Genomic DNA, 24,879 nt, shown 5'->3' on the forward strand with positions numbered 1-24,879 from the left:
GACTTTGATCTGCTGTTATCCCTTTTCCTACCAAGACCATATTTTCTCTCTTATGTCAATTTCTCTGTTAAGAAAGATGTTTATAATGGATAGCTTATAAAGGGGGGAAACCGGAAAATCTAGTTCCCTCCCCAATACATACGGGGAGGGTTAGGGTGGGGTAAAACTCTGGTTAATCAGCAAATTCTATTGGACTAGGCTTTTAATTCAGTACAGATACAGCGATAATTTACTCAAATCATCACCGAGTTATTTCATGCTGCCAGTTATTGAAACTATTGTCTTACGTCAAATGGCTTCGGGCGATCGCCTCTACTTACAACTATACAAATTCATTGGCGCTCAACCTGGTAAAAAGGTATACATTCAATCTAATCTGCATGGTGCAGAAATTGCTGGTAATGCCGTTACTCACCAGTTAATTGAGTTTTTGCTAACAATAAATGATACAGATTTAACTGGAGAAATTTGGCTAGTTCCCGTTTGTAATCCAATGGGGACAAATGAACGCGTTCATCATTTTTCCCCTGGACGATACTGCGTTTATGAAGCCAAAGACTGGAATCGCATATTTTGGGACTACGAGAAAGAAGCTGATGATTTAGTAGCTTTTACTAAATCTCAACTTCATAGCGATCTAGAGGTCATTCGACAAAATTATCTAACTATAATTAAGCAAAAATTCGCAAAAATTTTAGAAAAAATTAATTCTTCTGGCGGTGTTCCTTACACTGAGCTTTTTGGTTACAAACTACAAAATTTGAGTTTAGATGCAGACTACTTAATTGATTTACATAGTTCTACCAATCAAGCATTAGACTACGTTTATTACTTTCAAAATCGAGAAGACAGTGCAAAATACTTCTTACTCGATTTCGGAATTTTACTTGATAAATATGATGGTGATGCTTTTGATGAAGCTTTTATCAAACCTTGGTTAGCACTGGAAGCTTGTTTTAAAGAGTTGGGTAGAGAAATCAAGTTTGATGTGGAAGCTTGGACACTGGAATTAGGAGCAGGAATGCAAATGAACCCTGATTCAGTCGCTAAAGGTGTACGAGGTCTGAAAAGTTATTTAGCACAAAAAGGTGTACTGCAAATTCCTGATTTATCAGACGACACAAAAACCCATGAAATGACTTTCGCATCTAGCAGCAACCGGAAAAAATATTATGCGATCGCAGGTGGTATGATTCAATCCAGAATCGAATTAGGTAGCAAAGTCAAAGTTGGAGAAAAGCTGTATCAAATTCTCAGTTTTAATAAAGAAGGTCAACTACCTAGTGTAATTGATGTCTGCGCTCAACATGATGGATTAGTTTATGATGTCGCAACTAATCAGGCTGTGAATGAAGGCGAGTTTGTACTAGGAATTGTGAGTTAGCGCATGGGGCATTGGGCAAGACGCGATAAATCGCCGTCTCTTGCCTTAACCCAACAGCACTGATTTCAGTCTCCCAAATAAATACCCATACCACGAGCAGTTTTAACTAAAGTACCATTGGGATCGACGGCGCTATATTGAGCGATCGCTTCTGTAATTGGTACACTTAATACTTGGCGATTTTGCCATGTCACCATGCGATCGTATTTACCCTCTGCAATTAGATTAACCGCCGCTACGCCAAAAGCAGTTGCAACTAATCTATCCAGTGGTGAAGCAGTTCCACCCCGTTGAATGTGTCCTAAAACTGTGACACGTGTTTCTACACAGATGTGTTCAATAATTTTATCTGCTAAATATCCACCAATTCCACCGTATCCACATTGACCTAAGCGATTGGTAATCGTCACATTTTCCCCATCGTGGGTACGAACGGCTTCAGAAACAATAATCAAACAATAGTTTTTGCCTTTCTCTTGGCGTTCTTTGATTTTGAGTCTAAAAATTCAGCAACTCTTGAGGCAGAAGTCAGAAGTTATGTGAGTTTGGTATGATTGCCAATGAAATGAGGTAAACTTGGAGTTTAATTTTTTTAATATTCTGACTACTGAATTCTGACTTCTGAATACTACAACTTAAGGTTATCTCAGCTGTAAAATATAAGTGTAGAGTCGGTAGTAGATTAAACCTCGGCAAAAGCAATCCCTAAAAATGCCAGGGTAATTTTATGCCTATTTTGTGTCTAAGAAAAAACCAAGTTATCCCAGCTATTAAATATGAGGGTGGAGCCAAAGGTGACTAGTATTGAAAATTACACTTTCTCTTTTTCAGGAGAAGTAACAATTCCCCAAGCTCCTCCTGAGTTTAAATCAGGTTTTATCGGCATTGTTGGTCGTCCTAATGTCGGTAAATCTACTTTGATGAATCAGTTAGTAGGACAAAAAATTGCCATCACATCACCAGTAGCACAAACTACACGTAACCGTTTGCGCGGTGTATTAACTACACCAGAAGCCCAGTTAATATTTGTAGATACGCCAGGAATTCATAAGCCCCATCATCAATTGGGCGAAGTCTTGGTGCAAAATGCCAAAATTGCCATTGAATCGGTTGATGTAGTGTTATTTGTGGTGGATGGAGCGGTGGCTTGTGGATCGGGCGATCGCTACATTGCCGAATTGCTCAGTCGCAGCAAAACACCAGTAATTCTGGGTGTGAATAAAACCGACCAACAACCAACTGATTCGCAGTTTCTAGATGATAGTTACGCTCAGATGGCCCAGTCTCATGAATGGGAAATCGTGAAATTTTCTGCCAAGACTAGTACCGGATTACCCCAACTTCAAGAATTATTAATTGAACATTTAGAAATTGGGCCATTATATTATCCTCCAGACTTGGTAACTGACCAGCCAGAACGCTTTATTATGGGTGAATTAATCCGAGAACAAATTTTATTGTTGACTCGTGAAGAAGTACCCCATTCAGTTGCGATCGCCATTGATTTAGTAGAAGAAACTCCCAGCATTACCCGTGTACTTGCTACCATCAACGTCGAGCGTGATTCTCAAAAAGGCATACTCATCGGCAAAGGTGGAGCAATGCTCAAAGCAATTGGTAGTGAAGCTCGCGAGCAAATTCAAAAGTTAATCGCTGGTAAAGTTTACCTAGAATTGTTTGTGAAAGTCCAGCCAAAATGGCGACAGTCGCGTATTAGTCTAGCAGAGTTAGGCTATCGCGTGGAAGAATAATAATTGGTCATTTGTCATTAGTCATTAGTCATTGGCAAGCAAAAGACAAAGGACAAATGACAAAAGACAAATGACAAATGACTCTTAATTAATAAAAATGTCTTTAGATACTCACTATCCCTTAAATTTACCCGTCAATGCTCCGCCCTTGCGCGTGTTAATTGTCGAAGACGATCCGATGATGCAACTCGGATTAGAGCAATCGTTAATGGCTCATCCTCAGATAGAGATAGTTGGACAAGCTGAAGATGGTTATTTGGGAGTTCAAGCCGCACTGCAACTGAAACCTGATTTGGTGGTTATGGATATTGGGTTGCCGCGATTGGATGGCATTGCTGCGACACAGCAAATTAAGGCGGCATTGCCAGCAACTCATGTAGTGATGCTGACATCTCATCAAACGGAAACAGAAATTATTGCGGCACTATCTAGCGGTGCAGATGCATATTGTATAAAAGGTGCAAGTGTGGAACGATTATTAAGTGCGATCGCAGCCGCAGTTGATGGTGCAGCCTATCTCGATCCCCAAATTGCACGGCGAGTAATTGATAATCTCAAACCGCCTTCACCAACTACCAACACCGCCAACTTATCTGGGCGCGAGTTAGAAGTGTTAAAGCTGATGGTAGACGGATTGAGTAATCCCGAAATTGCCGAAAAACTCTATCTCAGTCCCAACACTATCAAAACTCATGTCCGGGGAATTATGAATAAATTAGCAGTGGACGATCGCGTGCAAGCAGCAGTTGTAGCACTACGTTCTGGTTTGGTTTGATTGCTAGAATTTGTGAACGCTGTAGATGAGTACCCGATCTGGTAATCTTTATTTGTGTGCTGGCACTTTAATTTCATGACTAACTAAACTCTGGTTTTTTTATGTCAGAAGAAATTCAAACCTTTACTACTGAATATCTTGACAAGTGCGCTCATTTATATGTTGAAGTGTTCAATGGTAAACCTTGGAATGAGCAATGGACTTTTGAGACTGCAAGAACCAGGTTGTTTGAAATTATAAATACACCAGGTTTTGTTGGATTTGTATTTAAACAGGATGAACTGTTAGGTTTTGTAGCGGGTTATTGTAAGCAAGGGCAAAAAAGTAAAAGCTTTTATTTAGAAGAAATCTGTGTCCAACCTTATAAACAGCATCAAGGAATTGGCACAAAGCTACTTAACCAATTAATGGATACTCTAACCGTAATGAAAGTTACCGGAGTTTATCTTTTGACTAAAAAAGATGGACAAGCAGAGGCTTTTTATACCAAGCATGGCTATCAAAGAAGCCAACAGATGATTTTTATGGCAAAACGATTTTAGAGTAAATGCAAGTTTTGCACTAACTACGAATTGAACATAAAACAAATGCAGCAAAATACAGAGGCAAACCTCAGCAAAAGTCAGATTACTGGTGTATCCAAACTTAATAATGAATTTCCCACTTTCTGCCCTCAAAGCCGCGAAGAATGGCGGAAATGGTTAGAAGAAAACCATCGCATCTCTCTTGGTGTGTGGATCATTTACTACAAAGTAAAAAGTGGTAAACCAAGTGTTCGATATAGCGAAGCAGTAAAAGAAGCCTTATGTTTTGGTTGGATTGACAGTAAAGTTAAATCCTTAGATGAAGAACGTTATATGCAAATATTTACACCTCGAAAACCAAAAAGTGTGTGGTCAAAATTAAACAAACAATATATTGAAGAACTTATAGAACAAGGCTTGATGACTACAGTTGGGCTAGAAAAAATAGAAGCTGCAAAACAAAATGGATCATGGGAATCTTTAGATGCGATCGAAGCATTAATTATTCCCTTAGATTTAAAGCAGGCTTTAGAAGCAAATACAACTGCCAAAGGATATTTTGAAGCATTTAATAACTCTTCCAAAAAGAATATCCTTTTTTGGATTGACAGTGCAAAACGTCCTGAAACAAGGTTGAAAAGAATTGAACAAACCATCAACTCAGCAGCAACAAACAAAAACCCATTAGTACGATCACAAATTCCTACGTAATTCTTTGAAAAGCTATCTTTTGAAGCGATCGCTGCACCTTTAGCTTTTGAATTCGCACGAATTTTAATCCCATTTACAAGTAGAGGCGTACATATATATGTACACCTCTATAGCTGACTAATTTGTTGCCAAGATGTTTGAAAAATAGTCTACCTCAATGCATTTCAGTTAAAAGAGTTTGAGAATTCATTAGGGTCTATATTAGCCGGAAATAACAAAATTTCCTTGCTTTCTAAACTTGCCTTTTGGTGAAGCAAAATTGCCTTTTCCAAAGAACAATATTTAATCGGAACCCATCTGTCGCTATAAAAGTAGACAGTTACTCGGCTCATTGCATACTCTTTCAACGGCAGTGGAAGAGACCAGGACGAGTCCACAGTTTGAACCTTACCTGTTGAGTCCATGCTTTGAACCTCAGTTATTAAGTATATTTACTTTCACCGATCGGGATAATTTAAAGGAACTATCATAAGTAATAACAATCTGCCTTAAAACTACATCTTTAGATAAAAGTTAGAATAATTAAAATTGATCTTACGACCTTGGCGCTAAATAGGTCGGTGTAAAAACTTCTCATTCTGATAAGACAGGAGGCAGTGTTTCGACTACACTCAACAACCAGGCAGGAGGCAGGAGGGAAGAGGGTTTTAGGATAGTTTCTCTCTCAACCATTTGGCGTAGCGTTGACAATCACAAGTCAACCTCCTGATTCTGAGTTTTGATTTTTAGTTGAATTAATTTCTGAAGTCAGAAATATCGGGGTAGAAATTGAAGAAGCGATCGCTCTAACTTTTTCAGTTGAGTGTAATATCCAAACACTTAAATAAAATTCCCGACTTTTTAGAAAAGTCGGGAATTTTTTTGCTAACTAGATGTAGCCAAACAGCCTAAAAATTGCTAAATAAAGTGGGTAAATAAGCCACTTATTGGGATTTTTTCACAATTTCCCAATCATCTCTTTGCTCAAAATCAACCTATGCAATTAATTAAGAGTGGCTTTCTAGTGGATTAGCAATATATTTGAACGTTGGTTCAGAATTCCAAGGGCCACGCTCATCCTTACCGTCTCCGTTTGTAGATAGGTTGTAGTAGAGAGCAACAGTTTCATCTGGCTTAATATTACCAAAGAATGGATCTGTCAACTTATCTAGTGAATCTAGAGCTTTCATAAACATCTGAGTATGAGAAATTTCTCGTGTTAACAGATGGACTAAAGTCTCTTGGGTTCCTTTGTCGGTTGCCAGCTTGATTAATGATTCGTAAGTTTGACGAGCGCCAGCTTCTGCTGCAACGTTAGCTCTTAAATCACGCACTACGTCTCCACCCTCATTTAGGTAACTTGCAGTCCAAGCAGTACCCTGGCTATCTAGAAAATGAGGCCCAATTCCTCGGACTGCAAAAAGAGTACTCTTATAAGCCTCTGTTTGATCTACATTTTTAGTATGAGCCTCAATGAGTTTCCCAACCATTTCTAAATGACCGAATTCCTCAATGGCAATGTCTTGGAGCATATCTTTAATGCCAGCATTTTCGACATGGAATGATTGAACCCAATATTGAAGTGCTGCGCTAAGTTCTCCAGTAGCTCCGCCAAACTGCTCTAAAAGCAACTGAGCAAAACGAGGGTTTGGTTCACTAACGTTAACTGCGTGAATAAGCTCTTTTTTGTGAAAAAACATAGATTTACACTTCCCAAAGTTTGGTGTTACAGAATGAATCAACTTATCTTTTAGTCTTTTTCCAGATAGAGCTAATTTGATGTTTTATAGCTTCTTAAACTGGTGAACTAAAAGACTGAATAAAAACGGTAGTTATCTCAGGGTTGATAGCTGCCAATCAGCGGTTACACATTGCTGCTTCTTCTGATTAATCCCCATAGATAAATAGCAACAATTGCACCAAGCACAGCCACTAAAATACCAGGAAGAGTTAAACCAGCGCCAGCCGCAGTAATTTGCAGAGTTCCTGTTCTTAACAAGGTAAATAAACTTCCACCGACGAAAGCACCAATGATACCCAAAATCATTGTGGAGAGAATTCCGCCGCCTTGATAACCAGGATAAATAGCTTTAGCAATGGCACCTGCCAAAAGTCCTAAAACTATCCAAGCAATAATACTCATAACCGCCTCAACAATCTCACTCACTTAATATCTAAGTTATCAATTCTAATTCCAAATTATTTCTACCAGATGGGGTAAATGCTAAATCCAAAAGTTATACAAAATAATTTATATCCAGATTGTATAGATTGGATGATAATTGGCATATTTTACATCTTAATGCCAAATAAAACTTTTACTATATTTAATTTATATTTTAGTAAAAATATATAATCACAGACATAATTTTTCCTGCAAAACTAAATGTTAATTTACTAGTCAATCTATTCTCTTTTATCTCTACCCTAAGGCATAAAGTTTGTATCTAACTTTTTGGGGATGTATTAAAAGTATTTGTTCATAAAATTATTGATAATTCTCGTTAGAGTTCATCATTAATTATCTATATAAATAATTAACCAAGCCTTTTGTACATTTTTTATTTAACAACTTTATTTGAATTTCCCGATGCTTTGGGGAGGGGAAGTTTTGGCTTTAGACAAAACTGGAATGGAGTGACGCGGATAGTGATTAGACCTCTTGCAAAAGTCCCTAACACCCCACCCCCAGACCCTCCCGAAGAGCGGCTACGGTGTACACACATCTCTAAAAATCCTACCCACACAATATTTCTGTTCAAGTGAAAGTCGCACACTGAGCAAATATCACGCCCTCATCCCCTAACCCCTTCTCCCAAGGGAGAAGGGGAATTGAATGTCTAACTCCCCTCTCACGGATGGGAGAGGGGCTGGGGGTGAGGGCAAAACGTTTTCACCAAGCGGGTTTCACGTTAAATTGACACCAATGGGCATTGCCGTGCCCCTATACCCCGCGACAATGTTGTACCGCATCTGAATGGGAACCACTATATAGTCTTAATAATATCCCCTCAACTTTTATTGTTAAATTAGATTGAGGAGATAATATGTGGTAGATATTTGCAGAAGCGATATCAAATAGCGCGGGAGAACTTTGTCTCTCGCGTTCTTGTGTGAGTATCAAATATGACGGCAATATTTCTTACTAGTAATCTACCGATGTCGGTAATCTGGATCTGATTTTTTGATAAACTGACTAGTCCATCGGCTTCTAGTGGTTTTAACGCCTCTAGTTCCTCAGAGAAATATTCATCAAAACTGATATGATATTTGTTTTCAATGTCTTTCTTATGAAGCTTAAAGTGAGACATTATACCCATAATCACATCCCGTCTGATGATATCATTCTGAGTAAGTTTAATACCTTTACTAACAGGTAATTTACCTGCTGTAAGTGTCTGATAATAATCCTTTAATTCTTTGTGGTTTTGGGCATAAGCATCTTCTAGCATACTGATAGATGTGGCACCAAAACCAAACAATTCTGTTTCAGCGTGGGTAGTATAGCCCTGGAAATTGCGTTTGAGAGTGCCATTGCGTTGAGCGATCGCTAATTCGTCATTAGTTTTAGCAAAATGATCCATGCCAATAAATAGATATTGGTTATTCGTCAATTCTTCAATGGTCATTTTCAGAATCTCTAACTTTTCCTCTGCTGGGGGTAGCGCTTCTTGAGGAATATTTTTTTGTGTCGGTTTGAGCCACGGCACATAAGCAAAGTTAAAGACTACAATTCGGTCAGGATCTAACTCAATAGTCTTTTTCAGCGTTTCTTGAAATGTCTCGCGGGTTTGATAAGGTAAACCATAAATTAAGTCTACGTTCACACTTTCAAACTTAGCTTCTTTGATCCAACTCATGACATCAAAGAGCATTTCTTCTGGCTGGACACGATTTACAGCTACTTGAACTTGGCGATTAAAATCCTGAATGCCAAAACTAATGCGGTTAAAGCCAATCTGTCTCAGAAATAAAATGTAGTTTTTATCGATATAGCGGGGATTAATCTCAATTGAGATTTCTGCTTGGGGGTCGATGTTGAAATAGCGATTGATGTTTTTCCATAAAAATTCTACTTGGTGAGGTTCTAAGTAATTAGGAGTACCACCTCCCCAATGGATTTGCAACACTTTTCTATCTGGATCGATTAAAGCTGCGGTGTTTTTAATGTCTTGAACCAAAGACTCCACATAAGGTTTAGCAATATTTTTGTTGTTGGAAATTACTGTGTTACAGCCGCAGAAGTAGCAAGCGCTTTGGCAGAAGGGGATATGGAAATATAAAGAAAGAGGGGTTTTGCGTTGATTCGATGCTGCGATCGCGGCCTTAAAATCAGTTTCAGTGAATGTTTCGCTTAATTCTGTAGCAGGCGGGTAACTGGTATATCTAGGTGCGCGAGTGTCGTACTTTTGAATCAGATCCAGATCAAACTTGACACCAGGTAATAGAAAAACCATTGAGTTGCTTTCCAATGAATGAAGGGGGATTGGGGATTGGGGAGAATTATTGAACAAGCTTCTTTCTAATGCCCAATGACAAATGACAAATGACAAATGACAAATGACAAATGACAAATGACAAATGACAAATGACAAATGACAAATGACAAATGACAAAATTAATTAGTCGCAGCTACTTCAGTGCTACCTGAATTCCGAGAACGAGTGAGGCTATTAAAGAGGACTTGACCGAGTGCTTTAATTAAACTTCCCTCTAACTCTTGAGCCATCTTTAAATTGAACCCAAAGGCATTATTGGCTTCTGCAACAATCCGTTCTGCTGTTATATCATCAACGGGTAATGCATTTAATGCCTGACGATACTTATCCTTAAATGCCTTTTTGTCAGGAATTTGCTCAAAGTTATAAAAGGATGTGCCTTCATAGCCAGAAAGCTTCAGGGCTGACTGAGCAACTTTTTGTAGCATTTGACCCCCAGAAAGATCGCCCATGTAGCGAGTGTAGGCATGACCTAGCAATAAGGCTGGTTCACTAGCAGAAATTTCCCGAATGCGGGTAATGTATGTCTGGGCAGCTGGTGAGGCTGTAACTTGCTCTCTCCAATTATCCCCATAATAAAACACCATATCTTTTTCGAGCGATAATTGGCGATTAAGTTCAGGAAAGTAAACGGCACTAATTACAGGATGCTTTACATGGCTTTCTAATGCGGCTTCTAGTTCGCTGTAGACGTAATACAAGTTGCTTAAGAATTTAACGAAGCAGTCTCTATCCACAACTCCTTGCAAAAAACATTTCATGAATGCCACATTTTCCGCTGATGTGTGGGCTTGTTGAGTTCCAGAGCGGAGTTTGATGGCTAGATTGCTACTCATTGTTGCTTCCTTCATGTTCAAGCGCAAGGTTTCTTGGCAGTCACCGACTCACGATGCCTACCACGACCAGCTAAAAAATTGTTATTCTAGGTTTAGAAAGGATCTGCATCACTCTATCCACAACTGCCGATGCAAATCCCAGCTATTTTTATTTCTCCTAAGATTATTTAACTATTCATTCATATATAGCTATTAAGATATTCATATTTATTTATGTTTTTCAGATGCTCATATTCAGGCACATCCTAGTTGACTAGTAACAAAAATGGTTGTGAGATAGGCATTTAAACTCTTCTGAAACGATGGGTGATAAGCGCTGAACTCGTGACTTATGGTCGTGAGTGTGCAGCTTGCAGAAATAAAAGTTGATATAACTGGTAACTACATCCATCCGCTCACCATCACATAGATCGTACCTCAGTGTTGGTTAACTGTAATAGATAGTATTTGATACTAGTTAATTGCGTATTTTAATGCTATTGAAGGAAAAATTTAACTTAATCTTATCCTTGTTTTGATTTGTTCTTAGTTGTAATAAAGCTTTTAATACAATATGTTCTATTTAATTAGTATTAAATCTTCTATAAAAATCCAATTTAATTTTTGAAAAGCTTGCCTGCTATAGCTTTGAGTGATGTAAATCAGAGTTTCAGTATACTTAAGAAGATTAATACCCGATTCTTAAGAGTTCTATGTGATATTCTCAAAACAGATTTAAGGATTCAGCTGACCGTTTGGTATAGCCCTCACTAAATCAGGATAAATTCTATGTATAGATTCCAGATCAGTGCATACACTCAAACGGGCGAATCCATTGGTCTGGTGGGTTCTACTCCAGAGTTGGGTTTGTGGGATATTAGTAAATGTGTTCATCTGTGTACAAGTGGCGATCGCTATCCTTTATGGTGGACAAATATTGACATTCAAATTTCTGGCGATGGACAGAAATTTGAATACAAGTATGTGCGTCTTGATGCAAACGGTAACGCAACATGGGAGAGCTTACTAGATACAAACCGCTGGATTCCCATTGATTCTAACAATGACGCCAACACAATTATTGTGGATGATGGCGCATTCGGTTATTTACAACCTTACCCTTTTGGATATATTGAGAACCCTGCTGTCAGAATACCCCTGGATGAAGAGTCTAAAGGATTAAAAATCGTAGTCATTGGTAGTTCCGTTGCATTAGGTCATAAAGCTTGGTTTTTGAAAGGTTGGGTTTGGTTATTGGCACAGGCTTTACAGCAAAAATATGGGCATCAACTCGTGAATGTGTCGGAGGTGGGGGCGAATGTCAGCAGAACGATCGCTCGATTCCCCTGGTTTGTCACCCCAGAAAAACCGGATATCGTCATCATTGCTCTATCTCTGGGTAACGAAGGGTTAGCTTACTGTTCCCCTCACGAACGGCGGGCGGTACAACGGCGGTTTGAAAGTGGCTTGCAGCAGCTTGTGAAAATGACGCGCGACATCGGAGCAATCCCGATTTTAGGCGGAGTCTATCCCAACGGTGATTATTCTCTGGAACATTACTCGCTGATCCGAGACACACACAAACGAATGCTCAGTTGGGGCGTGACTGTATTGGATTGGTTGGCAGCCGTGGATGATGGACAAGGGCGATGGAAAGCGGGGACATCCTTCGATCCGGCTCACCCGAATACAGTCGGTCATAGCCTGATGTATCAGCAGATCGACCACCATTTATTCGATATCGACAAAGACGCATTAGCAAAAGCAAAACAACGCTTCCAGCAACCGAATGAATTTCCTATCTACTTTGATAATAGGGGTTTTCATGTCTCTGTGTGTATGGAAGAGAAGCATTTACGAATCGTTAATTCATCGACATACAGCTACACGATCGCTCCCTATTGGCAAGAACTACAAACTGCACTGCAAAGTAAGGCTGGATTGATATCAGGTATTTACATTGCCAAGAATGCCCAGACGGGGACACTCCCTTTCTTGGCTGTAGAGGATGGCGCGATCGCAACTACAATAAACATCCCTCCAAATACCGATTTAGAATATAGCCCCGCCTTCAATCGTTTTTCGCCGAACAACGTTTTATTCTCTGACGGACATTTGGGGATTTTGCAAGCAGATGAACGCCACCTCTGGATAATCAACGAATCAGACAGCGAGTACAACATTCAGCCGATGTGGACGGAGGTTTGCAACGCACTTAAAGCCATGCCGTCGGGTGTTTATGAAGATCCGCTTTATCCCGATGCCCCCTTTCGCACGATGATGATTGGTAAGGATGGGTTAGAAAGCCGGGTGAAATCACCACCTAAGTCTGCGGTGTTGTTCCAATACAAATGTGAGTTATCGGACATCAGTCGTGTGGCGATTCTTCCCCTTGGCGATCGCTGTGCCATCCGCATGATGTTGTATAAAATGGAGTACGATGGCCCCGCCTTTCCGTTTGATCTAACGCGCACCACCAATATTGGAGATGTTGCGGATGCGATCGAAAACGGTTTTGATGATATGTGGAATCCTGCCTTCCTCCACTACAGTCCCGATGAAGAGAGAATTTACCATAGTAAGTGGTCGGGTTTATCCTTTGCCCATGAAGTTGAGGAGACAGACGACCCAAAAAACGATATGTCTTCTGTTTATGAACGGATGCGCGTTCGTTACACAGCACGCTCTGAAAGGTTTTGGTACGCACTGCGGCATTGCGACAAAGTGCTTTTTGTTCGTACAGGAATTAGCGATCGCCCTGGTGTGATAGATTTAGTCAACAAGCTACAAAAACAATGCCAAGGGAAGCCATTTCATCTGTTGCTGCTTTCTCCCCAAAGCGATGATGAGTTTTTAGACCTTCCCAATGTGCTGCATTACAATGTCGAGTTTAATCCCGATCGCATGTATGACGATTTGGGACACTGGATGTATTGCACAGAAGTCATGCGAGGAATTCTGGAATCCCTTGGGGTATCTAGTAAAAATCTTTTCTGGTGTCCGCCCAAAATACCGAAGGGTTGAGAAATTAGTTAGGAGCGAACGCATTTGCTATTTCGGCGTACTCGTTTGCTATTTCGGCGTATGCATTTGCTATTTCGGCGTACTCATTTGCTATTTCGGCGTACTCATTTGCTATTTCGGCGTACTCATTTGCTATTTCGGCGACTGGGTTGTTTAAGTGGCTGTGAAATGATCTGCCGACTACTTACAGCTTGCTTTTTTTTGTCGCAAATCATCACAAATTGCTTGTAAATCGTAATTGAAAGCCTTTGCATGTTCTTCTCGAATTCTATAAATCTCTTCAAGAATTTCATCTTTCCACATAATCTACTCTCCCATTAGTTCGTAGGGTGTACAAAGGGTATAACGGTGAAGTTTAATTGCTGCCATTCTTCAATAGCCCAATGGATGCCGGAAATCACCAACCACTTTGTCAAGTTCTTGAGCGATCGCTTTGCAAACTAGGGAATACTAAAGCTGCTGGTCAATTTTTACATCATTATATATGCGTCCAACTCTATGTGATACTTTCAGAAGCCTTTCTTTTTTGACATGGGATATGCTCGCCAAAGGGCGTTCTGTCGATTGTCAGATTGGAGAAGAAACTTTAACAGATATAAATATTCTTGAGCTAAAAATTAGGCATTCGTCTGAAATTTACACTCGTACATTTAGTACAACTCAAGAAGGGTCATAAGGTGCTGATTGGGAGTGGTGGTTTACTGGTTCTAGTAAAAAATGGATAGGTTTTCGAGTGCAAGCTAAAGTTATAGATTTTAAAACAAACTCTTTCAAGCATCTTGATTACCAAAATAAGAATAATCCACTATCTCAATGTGAAATTCTCATACAACGTGCTCTAGAGAGTTCATCTCGACTTATTCCTTTGTACTGCCTTTACTCAAACTGGAATAATTCACCTCAATTTACTTCGAGGTATGCGAATTACTATCCTGTACAGGAGAGCTATGGTTGTTCAATCCTCTCTGCTTTTGCAATTCGCTATTTACAAAGCAAGAAAAGAAAACATGTTAAAGTTTTACGCCCATACATGACTCCTTGGGATGGCTTAGTATGTTGTTATGGAGATAGAGCATCTGATTTACCGCATAGAGTTTTTGAGAATTGGAGAAAGTTTATACATCCAATCGAGAGAGAAATTATTGATGAAATTGATGAAAGTATTTTTCATGACTTGGATGGTGAACTAAATCATTATCGAAGAATTTATGATGATATTCAGTTAATAAATAAGCCACCTGAACATGTACAGCTACTACTGAATAACGAGTTAGTAGATCAACCTGATCGACATTTGCGATCGCTCACGGTATTTCAAGAACGGGACGAACCAATAGAAATAGACTGGTAACAATCTTTCTACAACCTTTAGCATTCATCTAGCATTCTCATTCATACACTCTAGGTCTAATTTAGATGTTGATGATCGCTATCAGCAAAATAGTTCAACCACTGTCGGCTTAGTAACTTTCCCCATCGCATTGCGCGGTAATTCTTCAACTATCAAAATTTGGGTTGGCACTTTATAAACAGCCAATCGCTCTTTTGCCCAACTCCTGAAAGCTTGTAATGTTAAAGGTTGTGAACCTTGCAATACTAACGCGGCACAAACCCGTTCACCCCACTCTAAATCGGCAACCCCAACCACTGCACATTCTTGAATATCTGGATGGGTTCTTAGCACTTCTTCAATTTCTAAAGCTGAAACTTTATAGCCTCCGGTTTTAATAATATCTACACTCATTCGTCCCAGAATGCGGTAGCTACCGTTCTCAATGACGGCGGTATCTCCAGTACGGAACCAGCCATCTTGGAAGGCTTTGGCGGTTGCTTCGGGGTTTTGCCAATATTCGAGAAACACTCCGGGGCCTTTAACTTGGATCTCTCCTGGGGTTTCGCCTGGGACTAACTCTCCGTTCTCATCCACTAATCTCACTTCAACTTGAGGCAGAGGCTTTCCCACATATCCAGACAATCGTTCGCCGTGTAAAGGGTTTGATAGCGCCATACCAATTTCAGTCATACCATAGCGCTCAAGCAGAAAATGGCCGCTGATAGTCTGCCACTTTTCTAAAACTTGGACTGGTAATGCTGCCGAACCAGAAACCATCAGGCGCATTTTAGCACAACCTTCTGACATACTTTTTTGGCGTTCCTTAGAGGCTGTTTCCCAAGCAGTAATTAGCTTTACATAAATTGTTGGTACTGCCATAAATAGAGTTAAGTCGCCATCACAAATTCGGTTCCAAACGGTTTCGGCATCAAACTTGCTCAAGATATGGCACTCCGCGCCAGCCCATAAGGCACAAGTCAGTACGTTAATAATCCCATGAATATGATGTAGTGGCAGGATATGTAAAATGCGATCGCTAGATGTCCATTCCCAAGCGGTAGTTAAGCTAGTCACTTGTGCCTGAATATTTTGATGGGTTGTAACTACACCCTTGGGTTTACCTGTTGTACCACTTGTATAGAGAATTAAGCCGCGTCTCGTGATATCTATCTCTGGGAGGCGACTAATATTATGTGGAAGCGTTTCTGAGGTGAGGATAAATCTCAAATTGTGTTCTTGGGTTAGCGATTGCAGTATACCCTCAAAATTAGGATGAGCAATAATAATCGATGCTCCAGAATTAGTAATTACATACTCCAATTCTGGGCGTGGATGGGAAACACACAGAGGTACAGCTATCCCACCAGCCCGCCAAATTCCCCATTGAGTGGCTACATACTCAAATCCAGGCGGAATGAGAAAAGCAACTCGCTGCTCTTGTAAATCTTCTGTATTTTGAAGAAGACTTGTTGCTATTTGACTGGAAGTATGTAGCAAATCCTGATAGGTAAATGCTCCGTCCGTTGTCACAATTGCTATTTTTTCGTTATATTCTTCAGCACGAATAATCAATGGTAAATTCACGTTTGTTTGCCGATTTAGGGTTGATTCAGTCTACTTAAAGAAAGTATATGTAGAAATCTGATTTAATTTGCTTCGCACCAACAGACTCAGATAAAAATATTTTAATGAGTCGATAATCTTTTTATTAGTAACTTTATAGATACTACAACCAACGTTGTTTTTTTGCATAGGCAATACTGCCAATTACAATTAATGCCATCATACAGATTACTACAGGATAAGCCCAAGGTTGTTCTAATTCCGGCATATATTTGAAGTTCATACCATAGAAACCAGACATAAAAGTGATTGGTAAAAATATTGTCGAGAGGATAGTCAGACGATTAATTCGTTCACCTGTTTTACTAGCAATATTATCGCGTTGAATTTCCATCAATTCTGACATCCAGGCTCTTATAGCTTGATATTCTTGCCAGAGTTTATCAACGTGATGAACCAATTCTTGATTGAATAGTTCTTTTACTGGCTGGCCAATCCATTGGAAATCTTCATTATCCATAATCGCCATAAGTAACTTGATGCTTTGAAAATTACGGCGTCCAGAACGAGTAGATTGCCTCATTGTGGCAATTTTTTGGTACGTTGATTCATCACCAGAATTGTCTAAAACTTCATCTTCTAAATCATCAAGTTTTCTAGAAATATAGGTAAATACAGTTTCGTAATTATTTAAAATATCTTTAAATATGAGATAAAAAAGATAGTCAATTCCCAATTTTTGAATATCTAGAGTTCGTTTGTGGAGATTATTCGCTAAAATAGTTAAAATTTTTAGTTCTGTGATTTCAAAAGTTATGATAAAATTATTTCCAACTACAATATTGCCACGCACAACCTCAAACTCATTATTTTTTATTTGAGAACTTAGGATTTCATAGCTGTCAAATAAACAATCTTCTACGTCTTCATCAATTCCTACAGGGGAATGGTTGAAAATCATGTTAACACGAGATGGTTTGAGTCCAAAGTGCTTGATAATTTTGGCTGTTCCAGTGCGATCGCGGAAGTGAATACAACGCAACCAAATCTTATGAGAACTATCAATTCTTTTTAGTACCGTATCGACATCTCTATGGGTGAAGATTTCCAGGTTATCTGGGTGAAAAGTCAGGAGAATTAGCATATAGCAATCCTAATTGAGTCGTAATAAAATACTGTGACTCATGGTAATTAATCAGGACTTTAGTCCTTGTTTTATAAGCACTTTAGTGCTTACTACAAACCATCAAAACTAGTTTGATAAAGTAATAGTCGTGAATTTGTAAAGTCAAACACATTTAAATAGCACAATCACTCTCTAAGAGTTTTGACTGTTGATAGTCAACACTATATTGAGTGGTGACTCAATTTTTTTCTATTTTCCCAGATTTCGGGCGCGTAGTTGGTGCTGGCGCTGAATTATTTTGCAGAATTGCAATTTCCCGCCGTGCATCTTGATAACTATCTTGTTCCCCTTGCTGTTGGAATAGTTTTGCAGCTTTTTTGAAATCTGCGATCGCACCTGGTTTATTTTTCTGCTTGGTGCGAATCACACCCCGGTTATAATAGGCTAAGGCATTGTTAGCATTAATTGCGATCGCTCGTGAATAATCCTGATTTGCAGCTTTTTTATTTCCCAGTTCGAGATAGGCGTTACCACGGTTGTTGTAAGCTGCTACATTATTAGTATCTAGTTTTAGCGCTGCGGTGTAATCTTCAATAGCACCTTTATAATCTCCAAAAGAAAAGCGGTGAATACCTCTATGAATATAAGCTGCAATAAATTTTGGATCTATCTGTAAAATAGTATTGTAATCTTCAGTAGCTTCTACATTATTTCCCAGATCGCTGTAAATATCACCACGATTAAGATAAGCTTCTATATATTTGGGATTGATGTTGATTGCATCTGTGTAATCTTTAATTGCTTCATTTTTTTGTTTATTAATAGATTGAGTTAAACCCCTTTGATAATAAGCTTTGGCATCACTAGGATTAATCTTAATTACTTTATCAAAATCTTGGATTGCTTCAAGTCTTTGTTTGAGGCGACGGCGAAGAATACCTCGTTGTAAGTAGGCTTCAGTATACTGGGGTTTAAGAGCGATCGCTTTGCTAAAATCTTCAATTGCACCTTTATTATCCTTCGATTGAGCACGAGCTAATCCTCGTCCATAGTAAGCATAAGCATCTTTAGAATTTAACTTAATTGCTTGAGTATAATCTGCGATCGCTTCTTTGTATTTGCCTAATGCCGAAAAAGCAAATCCTCGGTCAAAATAGGCATTAGCATCTTGAGAATTAAGCACAATAGCTTGACTAGAATCTGCTTGTGCTTGCTCGTAGTCTCCTAATCGATAATAAGCATCACCCCGCCTATTATAAGCCAAAGCGTTTTGCGGATCTAATTTAATAGCCTGATTGAAATCTTCAATTGCTCCTTCATAGTTTCCTTCCTCATATTTATTTTCTCCCTTTTGGTACAATGTCTGTTGAGCATCACGTACAGGTTTGGGCGTTCTCAATTGCCACGCTGCAACACCAAGAGTGATACAGACAATTATTCCAATTAGAACTAGTAATAATTTTTTTTGATACTGTTTTTGTTGCTCGTCATCAATATTTGTTATCTTTTTCAGATCGTCTAAAACTTCCGTTGCATACTGGTAGCGCTTACGATAATCAAAACGCACCATTTTATTAATAATTTTTGCTAATTTTCGGTTAACTTTGAGATTTTTGTCGTGCCAAACTATTTCACCAGTCAGCTTATTTTTCTGACTTCGTAAATTAGATATTTCCTTTGTAGGTAAACCTTTCAGGGCTGCGATCGCAACGATACCTAAAGCATATATATCACTGTTGTATTTGAGGTTGCCGTTAATTTGTTCTATAGGCATATACTCGGAATTGTCAACAGTATTATCGATTGCTTCATTAAAAGTACCCAAATTAACCAAAACTAACTTTTTATCTGAGTCCCGGCGAATAATATTTGCTGGCGTAATATTCCGATGAATTATGCCATAGCTATGTACAACGACCAAAGTTTCTAATATCTCTGACAAAAGATTAATTACTTGGTCTTCTTCCAAAGGTTTTGCTTGGATAATTTCGTCATTTAAAGGATTACCAGATATAAATTCTTGGACTATATAAAATTCTTCATTTTCCTCGAAATAATCAATGAGCTTTTGAATTTGATCGTGTTCCTGTCCTAGTTTTTGTAAAGTTGCTGTCTTACTGTCAAACAAGCGGCGTAAGCTTTTTAAAGCTTGAGGATTGTTATTCGGAAGAGATAACAGTTTTACTTGAAATAGGCTTTCAGGAAGATTAACATCTTCAACTAGATAGGTTTTCTCTTTTTCTCCATGATTGAGAACTTCTAGTATTCGATAATGTCCATCTAGTAAATGACTATTCATGACATTAATATAAATATAGTCTGATAAATTGTTCGATTATAGCTTACGTGTTATTATTGCTGATTTTAAAATATAAATATTTATTTATTAAGCAACTTAAAATAAATCAATGCGTGGACTGCTACCGTATGTATATTGCAAAGTCCCTCTCCCCACCTTGGGCTATGATGTACACACATTTCTAAAAATCTTACCTATCCAATATTTCTGTTCAAGTGAAAGTCGCACACTGAGCAAATATTACGCCCAGAACTAAAGTTCCGGGCTGATAGCTAAAGTCCACTAAGCGTGGACTGAACTAAATTTCTTGTTTAGTCCTCTAAAAGAGGACTTTCGCTATGAGACTCGGAATTTATTCCGAGGCGGGATAGATACACTGCACCAATACTTGTCCTGGATTTCTCACAAGTGAGAAATCCAAGGGGTGTGGGAGGTGTGGGAGGTGTGGGAGGTGTGGGAGGTGTGGGAGGTGTGGGAGGATGGGGAAGAAATCTTACCCCCCACACTCCCCACACTCCCCACACTCCCCACACTCCTCTTCCCCCTCTACTTACACTATGCGTGAGAAATCCGGGTTGTGTGTACACCGTAGCCCAAGCTTGGGAGAGGGATTTAGGGTGAAAGCTCATTAGACTTCTTGCATAAATCAAAAAAAGAACCCCACCCCGCCTTTGACTTACGTCAAATTCTCCCCTCCCCGCCTGCGGGGAGGGGCTGGGGGTGGGGTGTTAGGGACTTTTGCAAGAGGTCTATTAATTCAGATTTTACGCTGGGACGACAAATTTCTCGCTACCAGCCAGTTCAAAGGCTGCATGAATAGCTTGCAAAGCTTTAACACCTTGCTCTTGCGCCACAACACAACTAATTTTGATTTCTGAAGTGGCAATCATTTGAATATTGATTTCTTGTTGGGCTAAAGCTTCAAACATTTTAGCGGCAATACCTGGTTGTCCTACCATCCCTGCACCGACAATACTCACTTTAGCGATCGCACTATCTAAAACAACTTCACCCCATCCTAATTCTGCCGCTATTTGGGTAAGCATTTTTTTGGCACTTTCCCCATCTATGCGCGAGACTGTAAAGGCAATATCTCGTCTGGGAACACCATCAATCACCCGGCAACGCTGAGATTGGATAATCATATCCACGCTGATATTATGTTGCGCTAATAATCCAAACAACTTCGCCGCCATCCCTGGCCGATCTGGCAATTGGCGAATAGCAAGACGCGCTTGATTCAAATCGAGGGCAACGCCGCGAACGGGAGGACAATTGGGCAGAGGAGCAGCACTTCGGCTACGCTCAGTGACCGAGGGGCGGAGGGGCAGAGGGGAATCTATGCAAGTACTCTCCCCTGCTCCTCTGCTCCCCTGGTTACTGAGCGTAGTCGAAGTATGCTCCCCTACCTCAATCTCAAAGGCGGTACGGAGTGCTAAGACGGCGCGATCGCATTGGTTGGCATCGACTACGCAACTTACTTTCACTTCGCTGGTGGAAATCATTTGAATATTCACGCCAGCTTCAGCTAATGTGGCGAACATTTTTGCAGCGACACCAGGACGGCCAATCATTCCTGCGCCTGCGATGCTGACTTTGGCAATGTTATGTTCTACCATTACCTCGGCTTCGTCAAACTTGGGGTTAGATTGACTTCTTAGTGCTGGGGCGATCGCAGTTGCTACTGCTTCTGCCCGTTTTAAGATTGGTGTGGTGACAGTAAAGGCAATGTCATTGCTGTTACCTTCATGAACTGACTGAATAATCAAATCTACATCTACTTTTTGCCGAGAAATTTCGCCAAATAACCTAGCTGCTACCCCTGGTTTATCGGGTACGCGCAACAAAGCAACCTTTGCTTGGTCAGTGTCAAATTCTACAGCATCCACTGGACGGGCAATTTCTAGATTGATTAGCGATCGCCCTTGGGGTTTGGCTGATGTCACCCAAGTACCTGGTTGATCCGTCCAACTAGACCTAACTACAAGGGGAACACCATAGTTACGGGCAATTTCCACAGCACGGGGATGCAGCACTTTTGCGCCCAAGCTAGCTAATTCCAACATTTCATCGCAGGTGATGGCATCCATTAACTGAGCTTCGGCAACCAAGCGGGGATCTGTAGTGAGAATACCTGGAACATCTGTATAAATTTCACAAAAATTTGCTCTTAATGCGGCTGCGATCGCCACTGCTGACGTGTCAGAACCACCACGACCCAAAGTCGTAATTTCCATCTCTCCGGTGCTGGATGTGCCTTGGAAGCCAGCTACTACAACTACTTTACCTTCATTTATGTGGCGACTGAGGCGAGTGGTTTCAATATGCAAAATCCGAGCGCGACTGTGTTCGGCTTCAGTAACAATTCCTACCTGAGCGCCAGTCATGGAAATTGCGGGTTGTCCGAGTTCCTGCAAAGCCATGCTGAGTAAGGCGATGGTTACTTGTTCGCCTGTGGAAAGTAGCATATCCATCTCCCGGCGGTTAGGATTTGGAGAAATTTCATTAGCTAGTTTGACGAGTCCATCGGTGGTTTTGCCCATTGCTGAAACCACTACTACCAGAGAGTTTCCAGCTTGGACAGTTTTATAAACACGCTGTGCGACAGCTTGAATGCGTTCCACTGAACCGACAGATGTACCACCGTATTTCTGAACTATGAGCGCCATAACTTTTATGCAATCAATTGTGTCTGTTTTGCTCAATGCCTCCGCCGGGTTAGGAAGCCTTGAAGATATTAATAGATATTTAGTTTACTAAAAATTGTGTAGCATACCCAATCATGAGTTGATTATTCAAAAATCACATCTTCGTAAAGTGATGCCATTGTTTCCTCAAAATCCACGCTGTTGAGTCGAAATGATTGATGCTCTGCTGTATAAGATTGTAAAACCCATAACCCTTGCTCATTGCGGCGAAAACACTCAACTCGCTGACGTTTTGTATTAATTAAAACATATTCTTGCAGACTTTCGAGTGTTTGATAATCGGCGAATTTGTCGCCCCGGTCAAAGGCTTCGGTAGAATTAGATAAAACTTCGACAATTAAACAGGGAAATCTTTTATAACCTAGCGTTTCTCGATCTCGTTGATCGCAAGTAACCATCACATCGGGATAATAAAAGCGATTCAGAGATTCGATTCTGGCTTTCATGTCAGCGATGTAAACACGGCAACCAGAGCCGCGCACATGATTACGGAGGAGAGCGAACAGGTTTCCCGCAATGGTAACGTGTGGATCTAGCGCTCCAGCCATTGCGTAGATGTAGCCGTCGATGTATTCATGCTTGATATCGCTCTGTTCCTCCATTTGGAGGTATTCTTCAGCAGTCAGATAGTTTTGTTGGGGCGAGGCTATCATAGTTGAAACTTCAAGGTTTGAGTGATATTTATTGATGGCAAGTATATTTTATAATCCAATACGTTTCCGTTAAGGCAAGAGACGCGATAAATCGCCGTCTCTACAAAAAAAGATTTATTCTTGTAGAGACGGCGATTTATCGCGTCTTTAAGAGCGATCGCTTGTCGATTTACACTTTAAAGTAGAGTCTCATTATCTTGATATTCTTTGATTTTGGCATATAAACTGGCAACCGTTTCTGGAGCAAATAGTTTTCTTTAACTTGCAAATAATCGCCTTCACTGAGTTTACAAGCCGCCCAAAACTTCATTACCTTCGACGGTTCTAAGTGGCAGTTAAAAATTAGGTGATAAACCCGCTTGTTTACAAATTTCATTAGCAGTAATACGATCAATTGTACGATGCCGTTTTACCGGAAGAGTTTTGATACCATTAGTATATATAGAATGATTTCCTCCTTCCCTTAATAAATAAAAGCCATTTTACTCTAAGTATTTAATTAGCTCTTTTCGTTTGACTGACACACTCAAACCTCTATAGGGATTTGTTCCAGCAAAGAACCACCTGTGGGAATTTCTTTATTTTGTTGACGATAGGCAAGAACCATTTCTTTGGTTGCATCTTGTAACATAGCTCTACATTCTTCTATGGTTTCTCCTTCTGTGATGACTTCTTGCCATTCAATAAGTTGTCCCATATATCCGCTATTAGTTTTTGTATATTTTGCAGTGTATGTAATTAACATTGCTATGTTTGTGAAGATAATTATATGATTTCTCGTAGCTGATTTTTTGTTGTGGAAGACATTGCTCTTGATCATTCATAACTACATAATAGCGATCGCCTGTAGATTACACTTCTTTTATAGAGCGATGTCTCCGACGGGCTATTCGGCGTCGCAAGCTTTCGGCTCAATAATAGCAAAATGAATGCGTGAATTTCTCAAATGAGAAAGCAAACTGGGGTTTGATATCATGTCCGCATAATTAGTTATGCTAACCACAGTCATTGCACCCCACCCCTTAATCCCCTCCCCGCAAGCGGGGAGGGGAGACAAAGCGTAGCTTTGGCGGGGGTGGGGTTCTTCGGGTTTAATAAGCAATCAAGCGGACATGATATGAGAAAGAAAAAGCTGCTTTTGCTTGCGGAAAACACTAAAATGTGAGATTAAAAGCTGCTTTTGTTTGCGGAAAACACTAAAATGCGAGATTAAAAGCTGCTTTTGTTTGTGGAAAACACTAAAATGCGAGATTAAAAGCTGCTTTTGTTTGTGGAAAACACTGAAATGCGAGATTAAAAGCTGCTTTTGAGAAAGTAATCAGGCATTTTTACTTATTCAATATTAATTTTAGTCTAGGCGATACCTTTCCTTCGGAACGCTACGCGAACGGTGAGCTTCGCTAACGCGCTTTTTAGTTTTATCACGGTACGCTTTGCACAAAACTAGCTTATTCTGGATTTGGGGGAAGGCGATCGCGCAAATATGCTAAATTTCGACGCACAGTAACAGTATTAGGATGATCCACCCCTAACCGTTGCTCACAAATATCTAAAGCTTGGATGTAAAGGGGTTCGGCTTCGCTGTATCTGCCTTGGGAACGGTAGAGTCCCGCTAGGTTGTTCAGGCTAGAGGCGACAGATGGATGTTCTTCACCCAGCAGCTTGCGCCTGAGTGCTAAAGCTTGGATGTAAAGGGGTTCGGCTTCGCTGTATCTGCCTTGGGAGTCGTAGAGTC

At 40.0% G+C, this 24,879-nt stretch carries 19 protein-coding genes and 3 pseudogenes; 8 read left to right on the forward strand and 14 right to left on the reverse strand.

Going from position 1 to position 24,879, the window contains the following annotated elements; translation table 11 throughout:
- Positions 1-256 precede the first annotated feature (256 nt).
- Positions 257-1,384: a succinylglutamate desuccinylase/aspartoacylase family protein gene (locus tag V7K61_RS06350; protein WP_335051944.1), complete on the forward strand. Its 1,128-nt coding sequence runs from the start codon at positions 257-259 to the stop codon at positions 1,382-1,384.
- A 65-nt stretch (positions 1,385-1,449) separates the two neighbouring features.
- On the opposite strand, the pseudogene V7K61_RS06355 reads toward V7K61_RS06350, so the two are convergent.
- Positions 1,450-1,878 (reverse strand): annotated as a pseudogene (locus V7K61_RS06355) (6-phosphofructokinase); the annotation flags it as partial.
- 282 nt (positions 1,879-2,160) lie between these two features.
- Here V7K61_RS06355 and era point away from each other — a divergent pair.
- The 4 genes from era to V7K61_RS06375 all read left to right on the forward strand — a co-directional run bounded on the left by era (position 2,161) and on the right by V7K61_RS06375 (position 5,145).
- Positions 2,161-3,135 carry a GTPase Era gene (gene era / locus V7K61_RS06360; RefSeq protein WP_335051946.1) on the forward strand — a complete coding sequence of 325 codons (975 nt, stop codon included), beginning with the start codon at positions 2,161-2,163 and terminating at the stop codon, positions 3,133-3,135.
- Positions 3,136-3,232: 97 nt separating this feature from the next.
- On the forward strand, positions 3,233-3,910 hold the full coding sequence (locus V7K61_RS06365; RefSeq protein ID WP_335051948.1) for a response regulator transcription factor: 678 nt from the start codon (positions 3,233-3,235) through the stop codon (positions 3,908-3,910).
- A 101-nt stretch (positions 3,911-4,011) separates the two neighbouring features.
- Positions 4,012-4,452: a GNAT family N-acetyltransferase gene (locus tag V7K61_RS06370; RefSeq protein WP_335051950.1), complete on the forward strand. Its 441-nt coding sequence runs from the start codon at positions 4,012-4,014 to the stop codon at positions 4,450-4,452.
- A gap of 45 nt (positions 4,453-4,497) precedes the next feature.
- Positions 4,498-5,145: a YdeI/OmpD-associated family protein gene (locus V7K61_RS06375; protein WP_335051952.1), complete on the forward strand. Its 648-nt coding sequence runs from the start codon at positions 4,498-4,500 to the stop codon at positions 5,143-5,145.
- A gap of 986 nt (positions 5,146-6,131) precedes the next feature.
- On the opposite strand, the gene V7K61_RS06380 is transcribed toward V7K61_RS06375, so the two are convergent.
- From V7K61_RS06380 to V7K61_RS06395, 4 genes are all read right to left on the reverse strand, one after another.
- The gene (locus V7K61_RS06380; RefSeq protein WP_335051954.1) at positions 6,132-6,824 is read right to left on the reverse strand and encodes a manganese catalase family protein; all 693 of its coding nucleotides are present in this window, start codon (positions 6,822-6,824) and stop codon (positions 6,132-6,134) included.
- Between the two features lie 164 nt (positions 6,825-6,988).
- The gene (locus V7K61_RS06385; protein WP_094349864.1) at positions 6,989-7,267 is read right to left on the reverse strand and encodes a GlsB/YeaQ/YmgE family stress response membrane protein; all 279 of its coding nucleotides are present in this window, start codon (positions 7,265-7,267) and stop codon (positions 6,989-6,991) included.
- Positions 7,268-8,198: 931 nt separating this feature from the next.
- The gene (hemN, locus tag V7K61_RS06390; RefSeq protein WP_335051956.1) at positions 8,199-9,581 is read right to left on the reverse strand and encodes an oxygen-independent coproporphyrinogen III oxidase; all 1,383 of its coding nucleotides are present in this window, start codon (positions 9,579-9,581) and stop codon (positions 8,199-8,201) included.
- A gap of 161 nt (positions 9,582-9,742) precedes the next feature.
- Positions 9,743-10,459 carry a biliverdin-producing heme oxygenase gene (locus tag V7K61_RS06395; protein ID WP_335051958.1) on the reverse strand — a complete coding sequence of 239 codons (717 nt, stop codon included), beginning with the start codon at positions 10,457-10,459 and terminating at the stop codon, positions 9,743-9,745.
- Positions 10,460-11,227: 768 nt separating this feature from the next.
- Here V7K61_RS06395 and V7K61_RS06400 point away from each other — a divergent pair.
- Positions 11,228-13,462 carry a DUF1796 family putative cysteine peptidase gene (locus tag V7K61_RS06400; protein ID WP_335051960.1) on the forward strand — a complete coding sequence of 745 codons (2,235 nt, stop codon included), beginning with the start codon at positions 11,228-11,230 and terminating at the stop codon, positions 13,460-13,462.
- A gap of 180 nt (positions 13,463-13,642) precedes the next feature.
- Here the strand turns inward: V7K61_RS06400 and V7K61_RS06405 are convergent, their stop codons facing one another.
- Positions 13,643-13,765, reverse strand: coding sequence for a hypothetical protein (locus V7K61_RS06405; RefSeq protein ID WP_335051962.1), 123 nt, complete (start codon positions 13,763-13,765; stop codon positions 13,643-13,645).
- A 385-nt stretch (positions 13,766-14,150) separates the two neighbouring features.
- Here V7K61_RS06405 and V7K61_RS06410 point away from each other — a divergent pair.
- Positions 14,151-14,813: pseudogene (locus tag V7K61_RS06410) on the forward strand (DUF6615 family protein); the annotation flags it as partial.
- Positions 14,814-14,894: 81 nt separating this feature from the next.
- Here the strand turns inward: V7K61_RS06410 and V7K61_RS06415 are convergent.
- The 3 genes from V7K61_RS06415 to V7K61_RS06425 all read right to left on the reverse strand — a co-directional run bounded on the left by V7K61_RS06415 (position 14,895) and on the right by V7K61_RS06425 (position 19,783).
- A complete protein-coding gene (locus V7K61_RS06415; RefSeq protein ID WP_335051964.1) occupies positions 14,895-16,379 on the reverse strand; it encodes an acyl-CoA synthetase in 1,485 nt (494 codons plus the stop codon).
- Between the two features lie 142 nt (positions 16,380-16,521).
- The gene (locus V7K61_RS06420) at positions 16,522-17,502 is read right to left on the reverse strand and encodes a magnesium transporter CorA family protein (protein WP_335051966.1); all 981 of its coding nucleotides are present in this window, start codon (positions 17,500-17,502) and stop codon (positions 16,522-16,524) included.
- A gap of 220 nt (positions 17,503-17,722) precedes the next feature.
- Positions 17,723-19,783, reverse strand: coding sequence for a tetratricopeptide repeat protein (locus V7K61_RS06425; RefSeq protein ID WP_335051968.1), 2,061 nt, complete (start codon positions 19,781-19,783; stop codon positions 17,723-17,725).
- Positions 19,784-20,191: 408 nt separating this feature from the next.
- Here V7K61_RS06425 and V7K61_RS06430 point away from each other — a divergent pair, with 408 nt between their 5' ends.
- Positions 20,192-20,404 (forward strand): hypothetical protein, encoded by a 213-nt coding sequence (locus V7K61_RS06430; protein ID WP_335051970.1) that lies wholly within the window; start codon positions 20,192-20,194, stop codon positions 20,402-20,404.
- Between the two features lie 143 nt (positions 20,405-20,547).
- On the opposite strand, the gene V7K61_RS06435 is transcribed toward V7K61_RS06430, so the two are convergent.
- The 5 genes and pseudogenes from V7K61_RS06435 to V7K61_RS06455 all read right to left on the reverse strand — a co-directional run.
- The gene (locus V7K61_RS06435) at positions 20,548-22,452 is read right to left on the reverse strand and encodes an aspartate kinase (protein WP_335051972.1); all 1,905 of its coding nucleotides are present in this window, start codon (positions 22,450-22,452) and stop codon (positions 20,548-20,550) included.
- Between the two features lie 122 nt (positions 22,453-22,574).
- Positions 22,575-23,144 (reverse strand): Uma2 family endonuclease, encoded by a 570-nt coding sequence (locus V7K61_RS06440; RefSeq protein WP_335051974.1) that lies wholly within the window; start codon positions 23,142-23,144, stop codon positions 22,575-22,577.
- A 335-nt stretch (positions 23,145-23,479) separates the two neighbouring features.
- Positions 23,480-23,614, reverse strand: a pseudogene (locus V7K61_RS06445) (type II toxin-antitoxin system HicA family toxin); the annotation flags it as partial.
- Positions 23,615-23,670: 56 nt separating this feature from the next.
- Positions 23,671-23,964, reverse strand: a complete 294-nt coding sequence (locus V7K61_RS06450) for a type II toxin-antitoxin system HicB family antitoxin (RefSeq protein WP_335051977.1) — start codon at positions 23,962-23,964, stop codon at positions 23,671-23,673.
- Between the two features lie 628 nt (positions 23,965-24,592).
- The coding region (locus V7K61_RS06455) for a tetratricopeptide repeat protein (protein ID WP_335051979.1) at positions 24,593-24,879 on the reverse strand (287 nt) is incomplete at its 5' end.

Origin of the sequence: Nostoc sp., from assembly GCF_036918015.1 — a bacterium.
In the GTDB taxonomy this organism is placed as follows: domain Bacteria; phylum Cyanobacteriota; class Cyanobacteriia; order Cyanobacteriales; family Nostocaceae; genus Nostoc.